This window comes from Arthrobacter sp. BE255, assembly GCF_031457335.1.
GTDB lineage: Bacteria > Actinomycetota > Actinomycetes > Actinomycetales > Micrococcaceae > Arthrobacter.
Map to the genome: position 1 here is coordinate 93,235 of NZ_JAVDWK010000015.1, position 14,501 is coordinate 107,735.

A 14,501-nucleotide genomic window follows, 5' to 3' on the forward strand; every position below is an offset into this window, starting at 1 on the left:
TTGATGGCAACCGGTTGACAAAGCTCTGGTGCAGGCCGGACCATTGACCTATGTCACAGTCGATTGCCGCCAACCCTGACAGGCTCCTGCCTGCGGATCCCGGAACGCGCAGTATTGCGCGGGACCTCCTGCAGCGTGTCCAGGACCTGCCCATCATTTCCCCGCACGGTCACGTTGACGCCGCAGTCATCGAGCAGAACACGCCATTCCCGGACCCGGCTGCGCTGCTGGTCAGCCCGGACCACTACGTCACCCGGCTGATCCATGCCAGCGGCGTCCCGCTGGACCGCGTGCGCGGCTCGGCAGCAGGGGAACCGGACTCCCTCACCGTCTGGCGCGAATTCTGCAAGGCCTGGCCCCTGTTCGAGGGCACCGCGTCCGGCTATTGGCTCCGCACGCAGTTCGACAGCGTCTTCGGCCTCCAGCAGGAGATCAGCGCCGAGACTGCCGATGCCAGCTACGATGCGATCTCGGCCAAGCTGCGCGAGCCGGGCTTCCGGCCCCGCCAGCTCTTCAAGGACTTCAACATCGAGGTCCTGGCCACCACGGATGATCCCCTGGACAGCCTGGCCAGCCACAAGGCAATCGCGCAGGACCCGACATTCCACGGCCGGGTCCTGCCCACGTTCCGCCCGGACGCCTACCTGAACATCGCGCACCCCACCTGGTCCGCGAACGTTGACCGCCTGATCGCGGCAGCGGGCGACGGTGGCACCGGCTACGCGGGCTACATCACCGCGCTGGAAAACCGGCGTCGTTATTTCGTGGAGCACGGCGCCGTCTCCGCGGACCACGGCGTCCGCACTCCCGCGACGCTCAAGCTCGGCGCTGCCGACGCCGCGGCCCTGTTCGAACGGGCCCGGTCCGGCCAGGCCACGGCGCAGGACCGCGACGCCTTCGAAGCGCACATGATGTACCAGATGGCGCGGATGTCCGTGGCGGACGGCCTGGTGATGACCATCCACCCGGGCTCCTACCGCAACCACCACGAACCCACGTTCAACACCTATGGGGCCGACACCGGCCACGACATCCCCTTTGCGATCAACTACACCGAGGCGATCCGCCCCGTGCTGCAGGATTTCGGCACCGCCAAGGACTTCCACCTTGTGCTGTTCACTCTGGACGAGACGGTGTTCTCCCGTGAGCTCGCGCCGCTGGCAGGGTTTTATCCGTCCGTCTACCTGGGTGCCCCGTGGTGGTTCCTGGATGCGCCGGACGCCATGCTGCGCTTCCGCTCGGCCGTGACCGAAACCGCAGGATTCTCCCGTTCCTCAGGCTTCATCGACGATACCCGCGCGTTCTGCTCCATCCCCGCCCGGCACGATGCCTCCCGACGGATCGAGGCCTCCTTCCTGGCCCGACTGGTGGCCGAGCACCGCGTCAGCGAGGACCGTGCCCACGAGCTGATCGTTGACCTGGTGGACGGTTCGCCCCGGAGGGTGTTCAAGCTGTGAGCCTCGAACTGCAGCCTGAGGCGACATCCGCCGTCGATCTTCCCCGGCTCAACCGCAGCCTGCGCCCCGCCGCCAAGGCGCCCGTGCGGATCGTCCACCTGGGACTGGGCGCCTTCTCCCGCTCGCACCAGGCCTGGTACACGCACCAGGCATCCGACGCCGCGGACTGGGGCATCGCCGCCTTCACCGGCCGGCGCCCGGACGCCGCCCTGGCACTTGCCGAGCAGGACGGACTGTTCACGGTGGTGGAGCGCGCTGACGACGGCGACTCCTTCGCCGTGGTCGGCAGCATTGTGGAGGCCGTGGACGGAGCCGACGTGCCACGCCTGGTGGAGCTGGTCTCGGCCCCCGCCACCGCCGTCATCACTTTGACCATCACCGAAGCCGCGTACCGGATCGGCTCCGACGGGCACCTGGACCGCACCGCGTCCGACGTCGCCGCCGACCTTGCGCTGCTGGCTTCCGGCAGCGGAAACCCGACGACGCCGCTGGGCCGGCTGGTGCTCGCCCTCGCCGCCCGCCGGGCTGCCGGCGCGGGGCCGCTCGCCGTCGTCTGCTGCGACAACCTCTCGAACAACGGCACCGTTGCCCGCAAGGCCCTGGCGGGCTTCGCCGACGCGTGGGATGCAGGCCTTGCGGAATGGATCGACGCCAACATCAGCTTCGTCAGCACCTCGGTGGACCGCATCACCCCGCGTACCACGGACGCGGACCTTGCCGCCGTCGAGGCCGCGTGCGGCTACCGTGACAATTCCCCAGTGGTGGCCGAGCCTTTCTCCAACTGGGTGCTGAGCGGGGACTTCCCCGCGGGGCGGCCCCGCTGGGAAGACGCCGGGGCCGTGTTCGTGGCCGACATCGAACCCTATGAAAACCGCAAACTCTGGCTGCTGAACGGCGCCCACTCCCTGCTCGCCTACGCCGGACAGCTCCGCGGCCACACCACCGTGGCCCAGGCGCTGGCGGACCCGCTCTGCCTGCAGGCCGTGGAGCGGTTCTGGGACGAGGCCGAGGCCAACCTGCCTGCCGCCGATTTGCAGATCCCTGCCTATCGGGCCGCCCTGCTGGCCCGCTTCAGCAACGCCAGGATTGCCCACCACCTGGCGCAGATCGCCATGGACGGCAGCACCAAACTGCGGATGCGCGCTGTCCCGGTCCTGCAGGCCGAGCGGGCCGCGGGCCGTACCGGAGCCGGCGCCGCGCTGATGATCGCAGCCTGGATGGACTTCACCGCCAGTGGCAACACACTGCAGGATCCCCTCGCGGGCACGATTGCTGCCGCAAACCAGCTGACGGGGCCGGAGCGGACACAGGCCCTGCTCTCATTGCTGGATCCGGTCCTTGTCCAGGACCACTCCGTCATCGAGCTTGTGGAGAAACTCCGCGGATCGTTCTGACCGCTGCCCGCCTCGACACCCCGAAACTCACACCCGACCCTGAAAGGAACCTGCAGTGAAAATCATCGCCGCGGAAGTCTTCGTCACCAGCCCCTCCCGTAACTTCGTGACCCTCCGGATCACCACGGAGGACGGTGTGACCGGCATCGGGGACGCCACCCTGAACGGCCGCGAACTCGCCGTCGCCGCGTACCTGAAGGAACACGTCGCGCAGCTGCTGATCGGCAAGGACCCGCACCGGATCGAGGACACCTGGCAGTTCCTCTACCGCAGCTCCTACTGGCGCCGCGGCCCCGTCACCATGGCCGCGATCGCCGCCGTCGACATGGCGCTATGGGACATCAAGGGCAAGATCGCGGGCATGCCCGTCTACCAGCTCCTGGGCGGGGCGTCCCGCAACGGCCTGCGTGCCTACGGCCACGCCTCCGGCGCGGACCTCCCCTCCCTCTTCGATTCCGTCCGCGAGCACCTGGAACTGGGCTACAAGTCCATCCGCATCCAGACCGCCGTCCCAGGTATCAAGGCCGTCTACGGCGTCGCGGCCCAGGCCCAGGCCTCCGGGGAACGCTACGACTACGAGCCCGCCGGCCGCGGCGCGTTCCCGCTGGAAGAAGACTGGGACACCCGGGCCTACCTGCGCCACCTGCCCACCGTGTTCGAAGCCGTCCGGAACGAATTCGGCCCGGAGATCCCGCTGCTGCACGACGGCCACCACCGCATGACCCCCATCCAGGCGGCCAAGCTCGGCAAGGCCCTGGAACCCTATGACCTGTTCTGGCTCGAGGACTGCACCCCTGCGGAAAACCAGGAGGGTTTGCGCCTGGTCCGCCAGCACACCACCACCCCGCTGGCCATCGGCGAAATCTTCAACACCGTGTTCGACTTCCAGACCCTGATCAAGGAACAGCTGATCGACTACGTCCGGGCAGCCTCAACGCACTTCGGCGGGATCTCGCCGCTGAAGAAGGTCATGGATTTCGCCGCGCAGTACCAGATCAAGTCCGGCTTCCACGGCCCCACCGACATCTCCCCGGTGGGCTTCGCCGCGCAGCTGCACGTGGGCCTGGCCATCCACAACTACGGCATCCAGGAATACATGCAGCACTCGGACAAGACCAACGAGGTCTTCGAGCAGTCCATGACGTTCGTGGACGGCTACCTCCACCCGGGAGACAAGCCCGGCATCGGCGTCGAATTCAACGAGGAAGCCGCGGCCGCGTTCCCTTACCAGCAGGCCTACCTGCCCTACAACCGCCTCGTCGACGGCACCGTCCATGACTGGTAGCAAGGAACCTGTGATGAGCACCAAGCACCGCATCATCGTCATGGGCGTCTCGGGCTGCGGCAAAACCACTATCGGCGACCTCGTGGCCCGCGAACTGGGCGTGCCGTTCCTCGACGGCGACTCCCTCCACCCGGTGGAAAACGTCGCCAAGATGGCGGCCGGGACGCCGCTGACGGATGAGGACCGCTGGCCCTGGCTCGCCACCGTGGGCAGTGAGCTCGCTGCGGCCGGGAACGGCGGACTGGTGCTCGCCTGCTCCGCGTTGCGCCGCAGCTACCGCGACGCCATCCGCGAACAGGCGCCGGACACCGTCTTCCTGCACCTGCACGGCAGCAAGGAGGTCCTGAGGGCGCGGACCGAAGGGCGCTCCGGACACTTCATGCCGCCTGCCCTGCTCGATTCACAGCTGGCCACGCTGGAACCGCTCGAGGCCGATGAAGCCGGCGTCGTCGTCGACATCGCCGCCCCGGTGGACCAGGTGGTGGCCAAGGCACTCGCCGGCATCGCCGCCGTCGGAACTTCCGACAGCGGGACTTCCGCGGGTGCCGCCGGCACCCGGCCGCGCCAGTTCGACGTCGACCTCCAGGCCGCGCCGTTCAACCTCGACGGCGACGCTGTCGCCTGGGTGGAGTCAACCCTCGCAGGGATGAGCCTTGAGGAAAAGATCGGGCAGCTGTTCATCAACCACAACAACGACTACTCCCCGGAGTACCTCGACAGTGTGCTGGACACGTACCACGTGGGCGGCATGCGCTACCGGCCGGGACCCTCCGCAGCCGTGCAGGAACACATCCGGTACGCGCAGTCCAGGACACGGATCCCGCTGCTGGTGGCTTCCAACCCGGAAATGGGAGGCGCCGGGAGCTGCGACGACGGAACGTTTGTGTCCACGCACCTGCAGGCAGGCTCGCACCCGGACAAATCCATCGCCCGGCAAATGGGCCAGGTGGCAGGGGTGGAAACCGCCGCGCTGGGCTGCAACTGGGCGTTCGCGCCGATCGTGGACATCCACTACAACTGGCGGAACACGGTCATCTCCACCCGGGCCTTCGGCAACACGCCGGAGATCGTGGTGGAGCGCGCCAAGGAGTACTTCGACGGCATCAGCGAGTCACCCACCGTCTGCGCCATGAAGCACTTCCCGGGCGACGGCATGGACGAACGCGACCAGCACGTGGTCACCTCTTACAACACCCTCGGCTACGAGGACTGGAGCCGGACCTACGGGCACGTGTACCGCGAAATGATCGGACACGGCGTGCAATCCATCATGATCGGCCACATCGGGGCGCCCGAACTGTCGCGGCACTTCCGCCCAGGCCTGGCGGACGCGGACATCCTGCCCGCCACGCTGTCCCCGGAGCTGCTTCAGGACCTGCTGCGCGGCGAGCTGGGTTTCAACGGGCTGATCCTCACCGACGCCTCGCAGATGGTGGGCCTGACCCAGGCCATGAAGCGCAAGGACCTGGTGCCGGCCACCATCGCGGCCGGGTGCGACATGTTCCTGTTCTTCCGCAACCCGGCCGAAGACTTCGGGTACATGCTGGAAGGCTACAAATCCGGCGTCATCACCGAGCAGCGCCTGCACGACGCACTGCGCCGGATCCTGGCGCTCAAGGCAAGCCTCGGACTGCACCTGAAGCAGGCCGCGGACCTCGTGCCGCCGATGGAGGCCCTGTCCGTGATCGGCTCCGAGGCCCACCGGGCCATCGCGGCCGAGATCGCGGACAAGACCGTGACCCTGGTCAAGGACACCGCCCACAACCTGCCCATCACCCCGGAGACGCACAAACGGATCCGGCTGTACGGCATCTCCGGCGGCGCCGACTTCACCCGCGCGGACCCGCTGGCCTACCTGGACACGGTCAAGGAGGAGCTGGAAAACGCCGGCTTCGAAGTCCACCTGTTCAAAACCGCCGACCAGCGCGAAGCGGCGGGGGAGACCGGCGTGAACTTCATGCGGGTCATCTCCGAGGAAGCCACCGGCGACTATGCGGACAAGTACGACGCCGCGTTCGTTTTCGCCAACGTGAAGGGCTTCGCCCAGGAGGCCGCCATCCGGATCAAGTGGTCCACCCCGATGGCCGCGGAAATCCCCTGGTACGTCACCGAGGTCCCCACCGTGTTCGTCTCACTCAACCAGCCCAACCATCTGATTGACGTGCCGATGGTGAAGACCGCCATCAACGCCCACGCCGGGTCACGCGAGGCCATCCGGGCGACGATCAACAAGATCCAGGGCAAGTCCGAGTTCCAGGGAACGTTCAACGACAACGTCTTCTGCGACTCCTTCGACACCCGGCTGTAGCGTTTTCGGTGCGGTTTCAGACTGACGACGCGCAAATGGACTGGCGCTACGCGGATATGCGTAGCGCCAGTCCATTTCCGCGTCGCCGGCGCCGTTGCCTATCCACCGTGAACACGCACCCGGCTTCGCCCGCCGCTAAACTGGAGACCATGACTTCCCCTCTTGATGCCACTGCCGCACGTGCCCGCCTTCTTGAGCTGATCAAGGAGCTCGCCGTCGTCCGCGGCAAGGTGATCCTGTCCAGCGGAGCAGAGGCCGATTACTACATCGACCTGCGCCGCATTACCCTCCACCACGAGGCTTCCAAGCTGGTGGGCCAGGTCATGCTGGCACTGGCGGACGACGCCGGGATCGACTTTGAGTGCGCCGGCGGACTCACCATGGGTGCCGACCCCGTAGGTACCGCCGTGATGCACTCCGCGGTGGACGCCGGCCGGACTGTTGACGCCTTTGTGGTCCGGAAGGCGCAGAAGTCCTACGGCATGGGCCGGCAGGTCGAGGGCCCGTCCGTCGACGGCCGGAAGGTGCTGGTGCTCGAGGACACGTCCACTACCGGCGGCTCCGCCCTTACCGCCGTGGAGGGCGTCCGCAAGGCGGGCGGCAACGTGGTGGCTGTGGCCGTCATCGTGGACCGCGACACGGGCGCCAAGGAAAAAATCGAAGCCGAGACCGGGGTGCCCTACCTCTTCGCTTTCGGCAAGGACGAACTGGGCCTCTCCTAGTCCGGCTCCAACCGGCACCGGCGTAAACTGGTGTCGGTTGGACTGGCGCAGGGGGTCGCCCTAGTATTTGCTCAACCCTTTTTAAGCTGCTATTGGAGAACGCGCCATGCTCCCACCGGAACTTCCTTTGAATACCACCGAGCAGGTCCAGAACCTCATCCTGGACAGTGCGGATTTTGAGCAGTTCCTCAACGAGTTGGCCAGGTTCTCCGCCCACCAGGTGGCAGGCGGCGGCGACGACGCCCTGTGCGGCATCACCCTCCTCCGGGACCGGAAAGCTGCCACCATCGGTTGGAGCAGCGATTCTGCCCGCGAAGTGGACGAGATCCAGTACTCACTGTCCCAGGGCCCGTGCCTGACCGCGGCCGAGGAGGAACGCGAAGTCAACGTCCCGGACCTCTTCGAGGAGGACCGCTGGGGCCCGGACTACGCCAACGCCGTCGCGTCCCATGGGCTGCGTTCGGTGCTGTCCCTCCCGTTCAACCTCCAAGGGGAAGCGAAAGCTGCGCTGAACCTCTACTCGGACGTACCGCACAAATTCGACGAACGTGCCGCGGCCAAGGCCCGGGGCTACACGCGGGAAATCTCGCAGGCACTGAGGCTGGCCGTCAGATTTTCCCTGCACACGGACAGCGCCGCCAACCTGCGCGCCACCCTGGAGTCCCGCACCATCATCGATATCGCCGTGGGCATTGTGATGGCACAAAACCGCTGCAGCCAGGACGCGGCGGTCCAGATCCTGACCGAAGCGTCCAGCAACAGCAACACCAAGCTGCGGGATATCGCCAAGTCGCTGGTGGATTCCGTCGGCGGGGCAGGCACCCGGACGCATTACCAGGAGCCCGGCAAAGCCCACGCGGGCTAGGCCACGTCAGCGGCTTGTGCCGGGCCCGTACGGAGGATACGCTTGCCGAGGTTGAGCCGTCGGCCATAGACACCCTTATTTGGAGTACCTATGGACCGCAAATTGCACGCCCTCGCTACGCGTGACGTTCTCACGGACACCGTCAGGATTGATATCCGCGGCAGCCTTAATGAAGAATCCCGCCCGGCACTTGTGAATATGGTCCGACGTGTTCGGGCCATGGGCATTCCCTCCCACATCCACGTGGACCTCTCCCAGGCTGCCTACGTTGAATCGGCGGCGCTGGCGGGCCTCCGCAACGATCTCAACGCCATCGACGGGGTTGCCCTTCCCGGTATGGCGGGGGGTGGCGTATCGCTGGTTCTGACAGCGCCCGCCGATGCAGCCCCGCCGGAAGCCGGCGTCAACGGGCTGGCGCTGGCCATCACCGATGAGCTCGCGGGCGGTTACGCGGACGGCGCCGAAGGGGAGGCCCAGCCTCCCGGTGACGCAATGTTCGGGCGTCCCTTGGCCGAATATTCCGACGACGAACTCCTCGCGGCCAGCGACTCGATCTTTGCGCTGTTGGATAACCCTGAAGGCTTCGGCGGCTCGGACCTGCTGGCCAGGTACAACGAAATCGGCCAGGAAATATCACGCCGGAACCCGCTTGACGGCCTGTACGGCCCCGCCCGGGAGGGCCTCGCCGCCAGCTGACGCGGCCCGGTCCTGCCAGGGGGTTGCAGCGGGGGCTCCGGCTGTGCGTACGGTAGACACGTGCCGTACAGGGGGGAAACAGATCCGCAGGGACAGCCTGAACAGCCGGGAATTGACCATGCCCGGCTGCTGGCCCACGCTGCCGCCCTCCGGCAGTTCTCCCGCCGGGGCTTCCTCTGGGGAACGGGAGCCTCCGCCCTGCTGGCCGGGGACATGCTGGTCACCCGCCGGGTCCAGTCGGAGCGGCGGGTCAACAGGATCCTTGAAGTCCGGGATGACTTCGCCGATGCGTACTACCCCGATGCCAGCTGGTTCCTGTTTCCGGGCTACAAAACCAGCTGGGAAGAGGCGCAGTGGATCCTGAACGCCCTGCGTGGAGCGCTGAACAAGCGCGCCCGGCTGGCCGCCGTCGGCTATTCCAACCAGGGGCTGGACATCGACGAACTGGTGATCGCCGTGATTGAGCATGTGCGGGCGAACAAGCTCACCAAACTGTTCTTCTACGGCCACAGCTTTGGCGGCATGGTGGCCACGCAGGTCGCCGCCCGCCTCCGCGAACTTCACGGCGTGGAAGTGGCGTTCATCCTGCTCGATTCCAGCCCGTACAGCAAGCACGACGTCCTGGACCAGAGCTGGTTCGACGGCGTGGTGTTCCTCTACGAGAGCGGTTTCCGTGTCCCGTCCGTGCTGCGCGGCGGGTACGAACTGGGGGAGCGGGTGATCCACAAGGACGAACGGACCTGGCGCCAGATCCTGGACCAGACCCTGGAGCAGCTGTCCCCGATCGCCCCCTCCAGCGTGCTCGTCCAGTCGGAGTCCGCCTACATTTACCACTTCGACGGGCTCCGGTTCGTGGAAAAGCTCGGCGGGACGAAGATGGCCTACGTCGGCAACCCTCGTGACCAGACGGTGCAGTACCAGACGGCCCTGGAAGCGTGGGAGGTTGCCTTCCGTTCCAACATGGTGTCAACAAACCTGCAAACGGAGGGCGCCCGGCCGGCACATGCCAGTCCGGGCTGGAACCCCGCCGTTTACCGGCCCATCGTGGACCAACTGATGAACGAGTTCTTCCCCCTTCCCGGCGGGGGATCGCGCGTGACTGTTTTCTAGGCCGGGTTCTAGATCTGGCTTTTCAGGTCCGCCACGGAGTTGAGAACCTGGTTCGGCCGGAACGGGTACGACGCGATGTCTTCGCGCTGCGTGATGCCGGTCAGCACCAGGACCGTGTGCAGGCCGGCCTCCATGCCCGCGATGATGTCCGTGTCCATCCGGTCACCGATCATGGCAGTGGTCTCAGAGTGTGCGTCGATCTGGTTCATGGCCGACCGGAACATCATGGGATTCGGCTTGCCCACGATGTAGGGTTCCCGGCCGGTGGCCTTGGTGATCAGGGCCGCGATCGCACCGGTCGCGGGCATGGGGCCGTCCTTGGACGGACCGGTGGCGTCAGGGTTGGTGGCGATGAAGCGGGCGCCGGCCAGGATCAGGCGGATGGCCATGGTGATGGCTTCGAACGAGTACGTCCGGGTTTCGCCGAGCACCACAAAGTCCGGATCCTGGTCGGTGAGGATGAAACCTGCCTCGTGCAGCGCCGTCGTCAGCCCCGCCTCGCCGATGGTGTAGGCGCGGTTTCCGGAACCGGAGCCCTGCACCTGGTCCTTGAGGAACTGCGCGGTGGCCAGCGCCGAGGTCCAGATGTTCTCCTCCGGAACTTCCAGGCCCGACGCGCGGAGCCGGGCGGCGAGGTCGCGGGGGGTGAAGATGGAGTTGTTGGTCAGCACCAGGAAGCGCTTGGAGGTGTCCACCCAGCGCTGGATCAGCTCGGCCGCGCCGGGGACAGCCTGGTTTTCGTGGACCAGAACGCCGTCCATGTCAGTCAGCCAGCACTCGATCTCCTGCCCGCTTCGGTAAACCGCCGGTGATCCGTTGACCTGGTCTGCTTTTGCCATGTTTTCCTCCAACGCCGATGTGCCTTTTCCGGGGTCCAGTCTGTCATTCTTCGGGCACCGGAACACGTGAGGCCGAAGAAATGACGACCGCGACCGCCGACGGGGGCTGTCCGGCCCGTCGGCTAGGCTCATAGTGGCGCCATGGCGCCCATCGGCTGCGGATCGGGGGATGTCCACGGCGGGTGTTGTGCCGGCGCGCGCCGGCCGGTCCCCGCCGTCGGAAATCACCGGGCACCGCGCGAACCGCAGGATGCCTGCCAGCACCTGAAAGGGACCGCCATGAGCAACAACTACAGTGCGCCGCCGCCACCGCCCAGGGACGCGGAGGGCGACCCCCAGGCTCCTTATCCCGGCCAGCAGTACCCCCATACGCCACAGCCGGTCCAGGAGTACCCCGGCCAGCAGCAGTACCCGGGCCAGTACCCGCAGCACCCGGCGCCGCAGCCCCCGGACAGCAACAAAAAGGCGCTGTTCATTGTTCTGGGAGCCGTTGCCGCCGTCGTGATAGTTGCCCTGGTGGCCGTGTTCGCCTGGGTGATTCCCACCTTCGCCAAGCCCCAGGCCCAGGACACCCCGTCTCCCGTGGTGACATCCGAGGCAGCAGAGGAAAGCGCCGCGCCGAAGGAATCTGCCGCGCCGTCGGACGATCCCACCGCGGACGATGTCCCGGCCGGAGCCATTCCGCTGCCGCCGGGCTGGGCGGAACTGCAGGGTCCCGCGAACATCCCGGCCGAAGGCGACCCGCTGTTCAGCAAGTTTGTCACCGGGGAGTCATCTTTCCAGTACCTTGCCTCCTGGACCGGCGACGAGACCTTCGGGGTCACCACTGACCCGACCACGGGCGCTCCCATGCAGCAAAAAGCCCAGGGCACCGAGGAACGGGACGGGGACGGCATCGCCCTGGCCTTTGCCTTCTTCGCCGAAGCGGAAGAGGGCAAGTACGGCAAGGAGCCGGAGAAGGTCCAGGCCGCCATCAAGGAGATTGAGGCCAAGTTCACAGCCATGCCCGCTGCCGACATGCCGCAGCACCTCGTGGGCCATAAGTGCACGGGCAATTTCACGACGACAACTCCGGAAATCCGGGAGTTCCGCCGGACGGCGGCCGTGGTGATCGGCTTTGAGTGCCTCAACGCCCGCGGCGAAACCATCAAAGCAGTGAACCTGTTCAGCGTGACCCCGTGGGGAACGCCGCAGATGGTGGGCGTCAGCGGCCACGCGACGTACTGGGACGAACACCCCGGACTGCTGGAGCAGCTCGCCAACTCGTACCGCGCCAACCGCTGGAAGCTCGAAGGCTGACCCCGGCTAGAGTTGAGGCGTGACTGACCAGCCCCAGACCCCGCCGCTGCCCGTTCCACCGCCTGAGGAGGAATCGGGGCCAAAGGCGGAGGTCGGCGTCGGGCCCTGGGAAGGCGAGCTGCCCGCCGGGGACCACTGGGACCCCGAGCTGCTGGCCGACGGGGACCGGCGGAACGTCGTGGACCAGTACCGCTACTGGAAGCATGACGCGATCGTGGCCGATCTCGATTCCAAACGGCACAACTTCCACATCGCGATTGAAAACTGGCAGCACGACCTCAACATCGGCACCGTGGTGCGGACCGCCAACGCGTTCCTCGCCAAGGAAGTCCACATCATCGGACGACGCCGGTGGAACAGGCGCGGGGCCATGGTCACCGACCGCTACCAGCACGTCCGCCACCACCCCACCGTGGAGGACTTCGTGGTGTGGGCGCAGGGGGAGGGGCTGGCGATCATCGGCATCGACATCTTCCCGGATTCCGTTCCGCTGGAAACCTACGAACTGCCCAAGGACTGTGTGCTGGTGTTCGGCCAGGAAGGCCCCGGCCTCACGCCCGAAGTGCACGAGGCCGCCCTCGCCACCCTGTCCATCGAGCAGTTCGGCTCCACCCGCTCCATCAACGCGGCGTCCGCTGCGGCCATCGCGATGCACGCCTGGGTGCGCCGGCACGTATTCAACCAGCACGTGTAGGCAAGTGTTACCGGGTCCGCGTGAGACGAAACACAGCGCCCCGGCAGAAATGGCTAGGATGGTTCCTAGCCGACGAGGTTCACTCCAGGGCCAACCCAGCCCGCAGACGAAATTCACATTAGGAGTCAGCATGCCCATTGCAACCCCAGAGATCTACTCCGAGATGATCGACCGCGCAAAGACGGGCGGCTTCGCATTCCCCGCCGTCAACGTCACCTCTTCGCAGACGCTGAACGCAGCGATCCGCGGTTTCGCCGAGGCTGAGTCCGACGGCATCATCCAGGTTTCCACCGGCGGTGCCGCTTACTGGTCCGGCGCCTCGGTCAAGGACATGGTGGCCGGTTCCCTCGGCTTCGCAGCCTTTGCCCGCGAAGTGGCCAAGAACTACAACGTCAACATCGCGCTGCACACGGACCACTGCCCCAAGGACAAGCTGGACGGTTTCGTCCTGCCGCTCCTGGCTGCATCCGAGGCCGAGGTCAAGGCCGGCCGCAACCCGATCTTCAACTCGCACATGTGGGACGGCTCGCACGAGACCCTCGAAGACAACCTGCGCATCGCCCGCGAGCTGCTGGAGCGTTCCGCGGCCGCCAAGATGATCCTTGAGGTCGAGATCGGCACGGTCGGCGGCGAGGAAGACGGCGTCGAGAACGAGATCAACGAGAAGCTGTACACCACCACCGAAGACGCCCTGGCCACCATCGAGGCCCTCGGCGCCGGCGAAAACGGCCGCTACATGACGGCGCTGACCTTCGGCAACGTCCACGGCGTGTACAAGCCGGGCGGCGTGAAGCTGCGCCCCGAGCTGCTCAAGCAGATCCAGGCCGAAGTTGGCGCCAAGATCGGCAAGGAAAACCCGTTCGACCTCGTGTTCCACGGCGGCTCCGGCTCGTCCGACCAGGAAATCGCTGACGCCGTTTCCTACGGTGTCATCAAGATGAACATCGACACCGACACCCAGTACGCCTTCACCCGCCCGGTGGCCGGCCACATGCTCGCCAACTACGACGGCGTGCTCAAGATCGACGGCGAAATGGGCAACAAGAAGACCTACGACCCCCGCGTCTGGGGTGCCTCCGCCGAAGCCGGCATGGCAGCCCGCATTGTTGAGGCCGCCCGCCAGCTCGGCTCCCTCGGCAAGACGTTCTAGTATGTCCGACGAGTTCCGCAAGAACCTGATGGGCCCTGAGCCCACGCTCCTGCCTGCCGAGACCGACGTTTACGCGCAGCTGGACGCGGGCCAGGAAGCACTGGACCTCGTGGCAAAGCACCCCACGTCATCGCTGTTGTGGGCCGTGCTGGCGGAGGAGGCGTGGGCCGAAGGGCGCACCATCGACTCCTACGCCTACTCACGCGTGGGCTACCACCGCGGGCTGGACTCGCTGCGCCGCAACGGCTGGCGCGGCGTGGGCCCCATTCCGTGGGAGCACGAGCCCAACCAGGGCTTCCTGCGCGCGCTCTACTCGCTGGGCCGGGCTTCCTCGGCCATCGGCGAGGCGGACGAGCCGGAACGGATCGAGAAGTTCCTGAACGACTCGGATCCGGCCGCGAAGGCAGCCATCGAAGCTAAGTAGTTTGACGAGCAACGCGGGCCCACGCCCGCAGGGTTCCCTGGCCGAGCTTGCGAGGCTAGGGTGCGGGAGGGGAGGGTCACTTCCCGCCCAATAAACGATCGTTTTTGGGGAGGAAGTGACCCCGCGTTGGGGTTTCAGAAGCGAACGACGGCGGGCGGGGACCATTTTGGAAAAATGTGGCCCCCCCCCCGAGTAAGCCCGCGCGGGTGGGAACCCGGGGGGTTACATGGAACCCGGATGCCCCGGCGTGCCCAAGGG

General features: G+C 66.5%; 13 protein-coding genes. 12 read left to right on the plus strand and 1 reads right to left on the minus strand.

Translation table 11 applies throughout. The features are described 5' to 3' along the window. Window positions 1-50: 50 nt before the first annotated feature. The 8 genes from uxaC to J2X42_RS21050 all read left to right on the plus strand — a co-directional run bounded on the left by uxaC (window position 51) and on the right by J2X42_RS21050 (window position 9,837). Window positions 51-1,457 (plus strand): glucuronate isomerase, encoded by a 1,407-nt coding sequence (gene uxaC, locus J2X42_RS21015; protein ID WP_310167878.1) that lies wholly within the window; start codon window positions 51-53, stop codon window positions 1,455-1,457. Beyond that, the gene (locus J2X42_RS21020; RefSeq protein ID WP_310167879.1) at window positions 1,454-2,851 is read left to right on the plus strand and encodes a mannitol dehydrogenase family protein; all 1,398 of its coding nucleotides are present in this window, start codon (window positions 1,454-1,456) and stop codon (window positions 2,849-2,851) included. Before uxaC ends, J2X42_RS21020 begins: the two co-directional genes overlap by 4 nt. Before the next feature lie 55 nt (window positions 2,852-2,906). Then, a complete protein-coding gene (gene manD / locus J2X42_RS21025) occupies window positions 2,907-4,136 on the plus strand; it encodes a D-mannonate dehydratase ManD (protein WP_131133450.1) in 1,230 nt (409 codons plus the stop codon). A gap of 13 nt (window positions 4,137-4,149) precedes the next feature. Continuing rightward, on the plus strand, window positions 4,150-6,444 hold the full coding sequence (locus J2X42_RS21030) for a gluconokinase, GntK/IdnK-type (protein ID WP_310167881.1): 2,295 nt from the start codon (window positions 4,150-4,152) through the stop codon (window positions 6,442-6,444). Between the two features lie 149 nt (window positions 6,445-6,593). Next, window positions 6,594-7,166: an orotate phosphoribosyltransferase gene (gene pyrE / locus J2X42_RS21035; RefSeq protein ID WP_131133452.1), complete on the plus strand. Its 573-nt coding sequence runs from the start codon at window positions 6,594-6,596 to the stop codon at window positions 7,164-7,166. Between the two features lie 106 nt (window positions 7,167-7,272). Next, entirely contained in the window at window positions 7,273-8,031 is a 759-nt protein-coding gene (locus J2X42_RS21040; RefSeq protein ID WP_310167882.1) for a GAF and ANTAR domain-containing protein, read from the plus strand. A 90-nt stretch (window positions 8,032-8,121) separates the two neighbouring features. After that, on the plus strand, window positions 8,122-8,727 hold the full coding sequence (locus J2X42_RS21045; RefSeq protein WP_310167883.1) for a hypothetical protein: 606 nt from the start codon (window positions 8,122-8,124) through the stop codon (window positions 8,725-8,727). Window positions 8,728-8,787: 60 nt separating this feature from the next. Beyond that, window positions 8,788-9,837 (plus strand): alpha/beta fold hydrolase, encoded by a 1,050-nt coding sequence (locus J2X42_RS21050; RefSeq protein ID WP_310167885.1) that lies wholly within the window; start codon window positions 8,788-8,790, stop codon window positions 9,835-9,837. 8 nt (window positions 9,838-9,845) lie between these two features. Here J2X42_RS21050 and J2X42_RS21055 read toward each other — a convergent pair whose 3' ends face one another. Further along, window positions 9,846-10,676 carry an HAD-IIA family hydrolase gene (locus tag J2X42_RS21055; RefSeq protein ID WP_310167886.1) on the minus strand — a complete coding sequence of 277 codons (831 nt, stop codon included), beginning with the start codon at window positions 10,674-10,676 and terminating at the stop codon, window positions 9,846-9,848. A gap of 279 nt (window positions 10,677-10,955) precedes the next feature. On the opposite strand from J2X42_RS21055, the gene J2X42_RS21060 reads away from it, so the two are divergent. The 4 genes from J2X42_RS21060 (at window position 10,956) to J2X42_RS21075 (ending at window position 14,243) form a co-directional block, all read left to right on the plus strand. Further along, a complete protein-coding gene (locus tag J2X42_RS21060) occupies window positions 10,956-11,975 on the plus strand; it encodes a hypothetical protein (protein WP_310167887.1) in 1,020 nt (339 codons plus the stop codon). Between the two features lie 19 nt (window positions 11,976-11,994). Continuing rightward, on the plus strand, window positions 11,995-12,669 hold the full coding sequence (locus J2X42_RS21065) for a TrmH family RNA methyltransferase (protein ID WP_396134123.1): 675 nt from the start codon (window positions 11,995-11,997) through the stop codon (window positions 12,667-12,669). 130 nt (window positions 12,670-12,799) lie between these two features. Next, window positions 12,800-13,819 (plus strand): class II fructose-bisphosphate aldolase, encoded by a 1,020-nt coding sequence (fbaA, locus tag J2X42_RS21070; protein ID WP_310167889.1) that lies wholly within the window; start codon window positions 12,800-12,802, stop codon window positions 13,817-13,819. A 1-nt stretch (window position 13,820) separates the two neighbouring features. Further along, window positions 13,821-14,243 (plus strand): DUF3151 domain-containing protein, encoded by a 423-nt coding sequence (locus tag J2X42_RS21075; protein ID WP_310167890.1) that lies wholly within the window; start codon window positions 13,821-13,823, stop codon window positions 14,241-14,243. The last annotated feature ends 258 nt before the right edge of the window (window positions 14,244-14,501 follow it).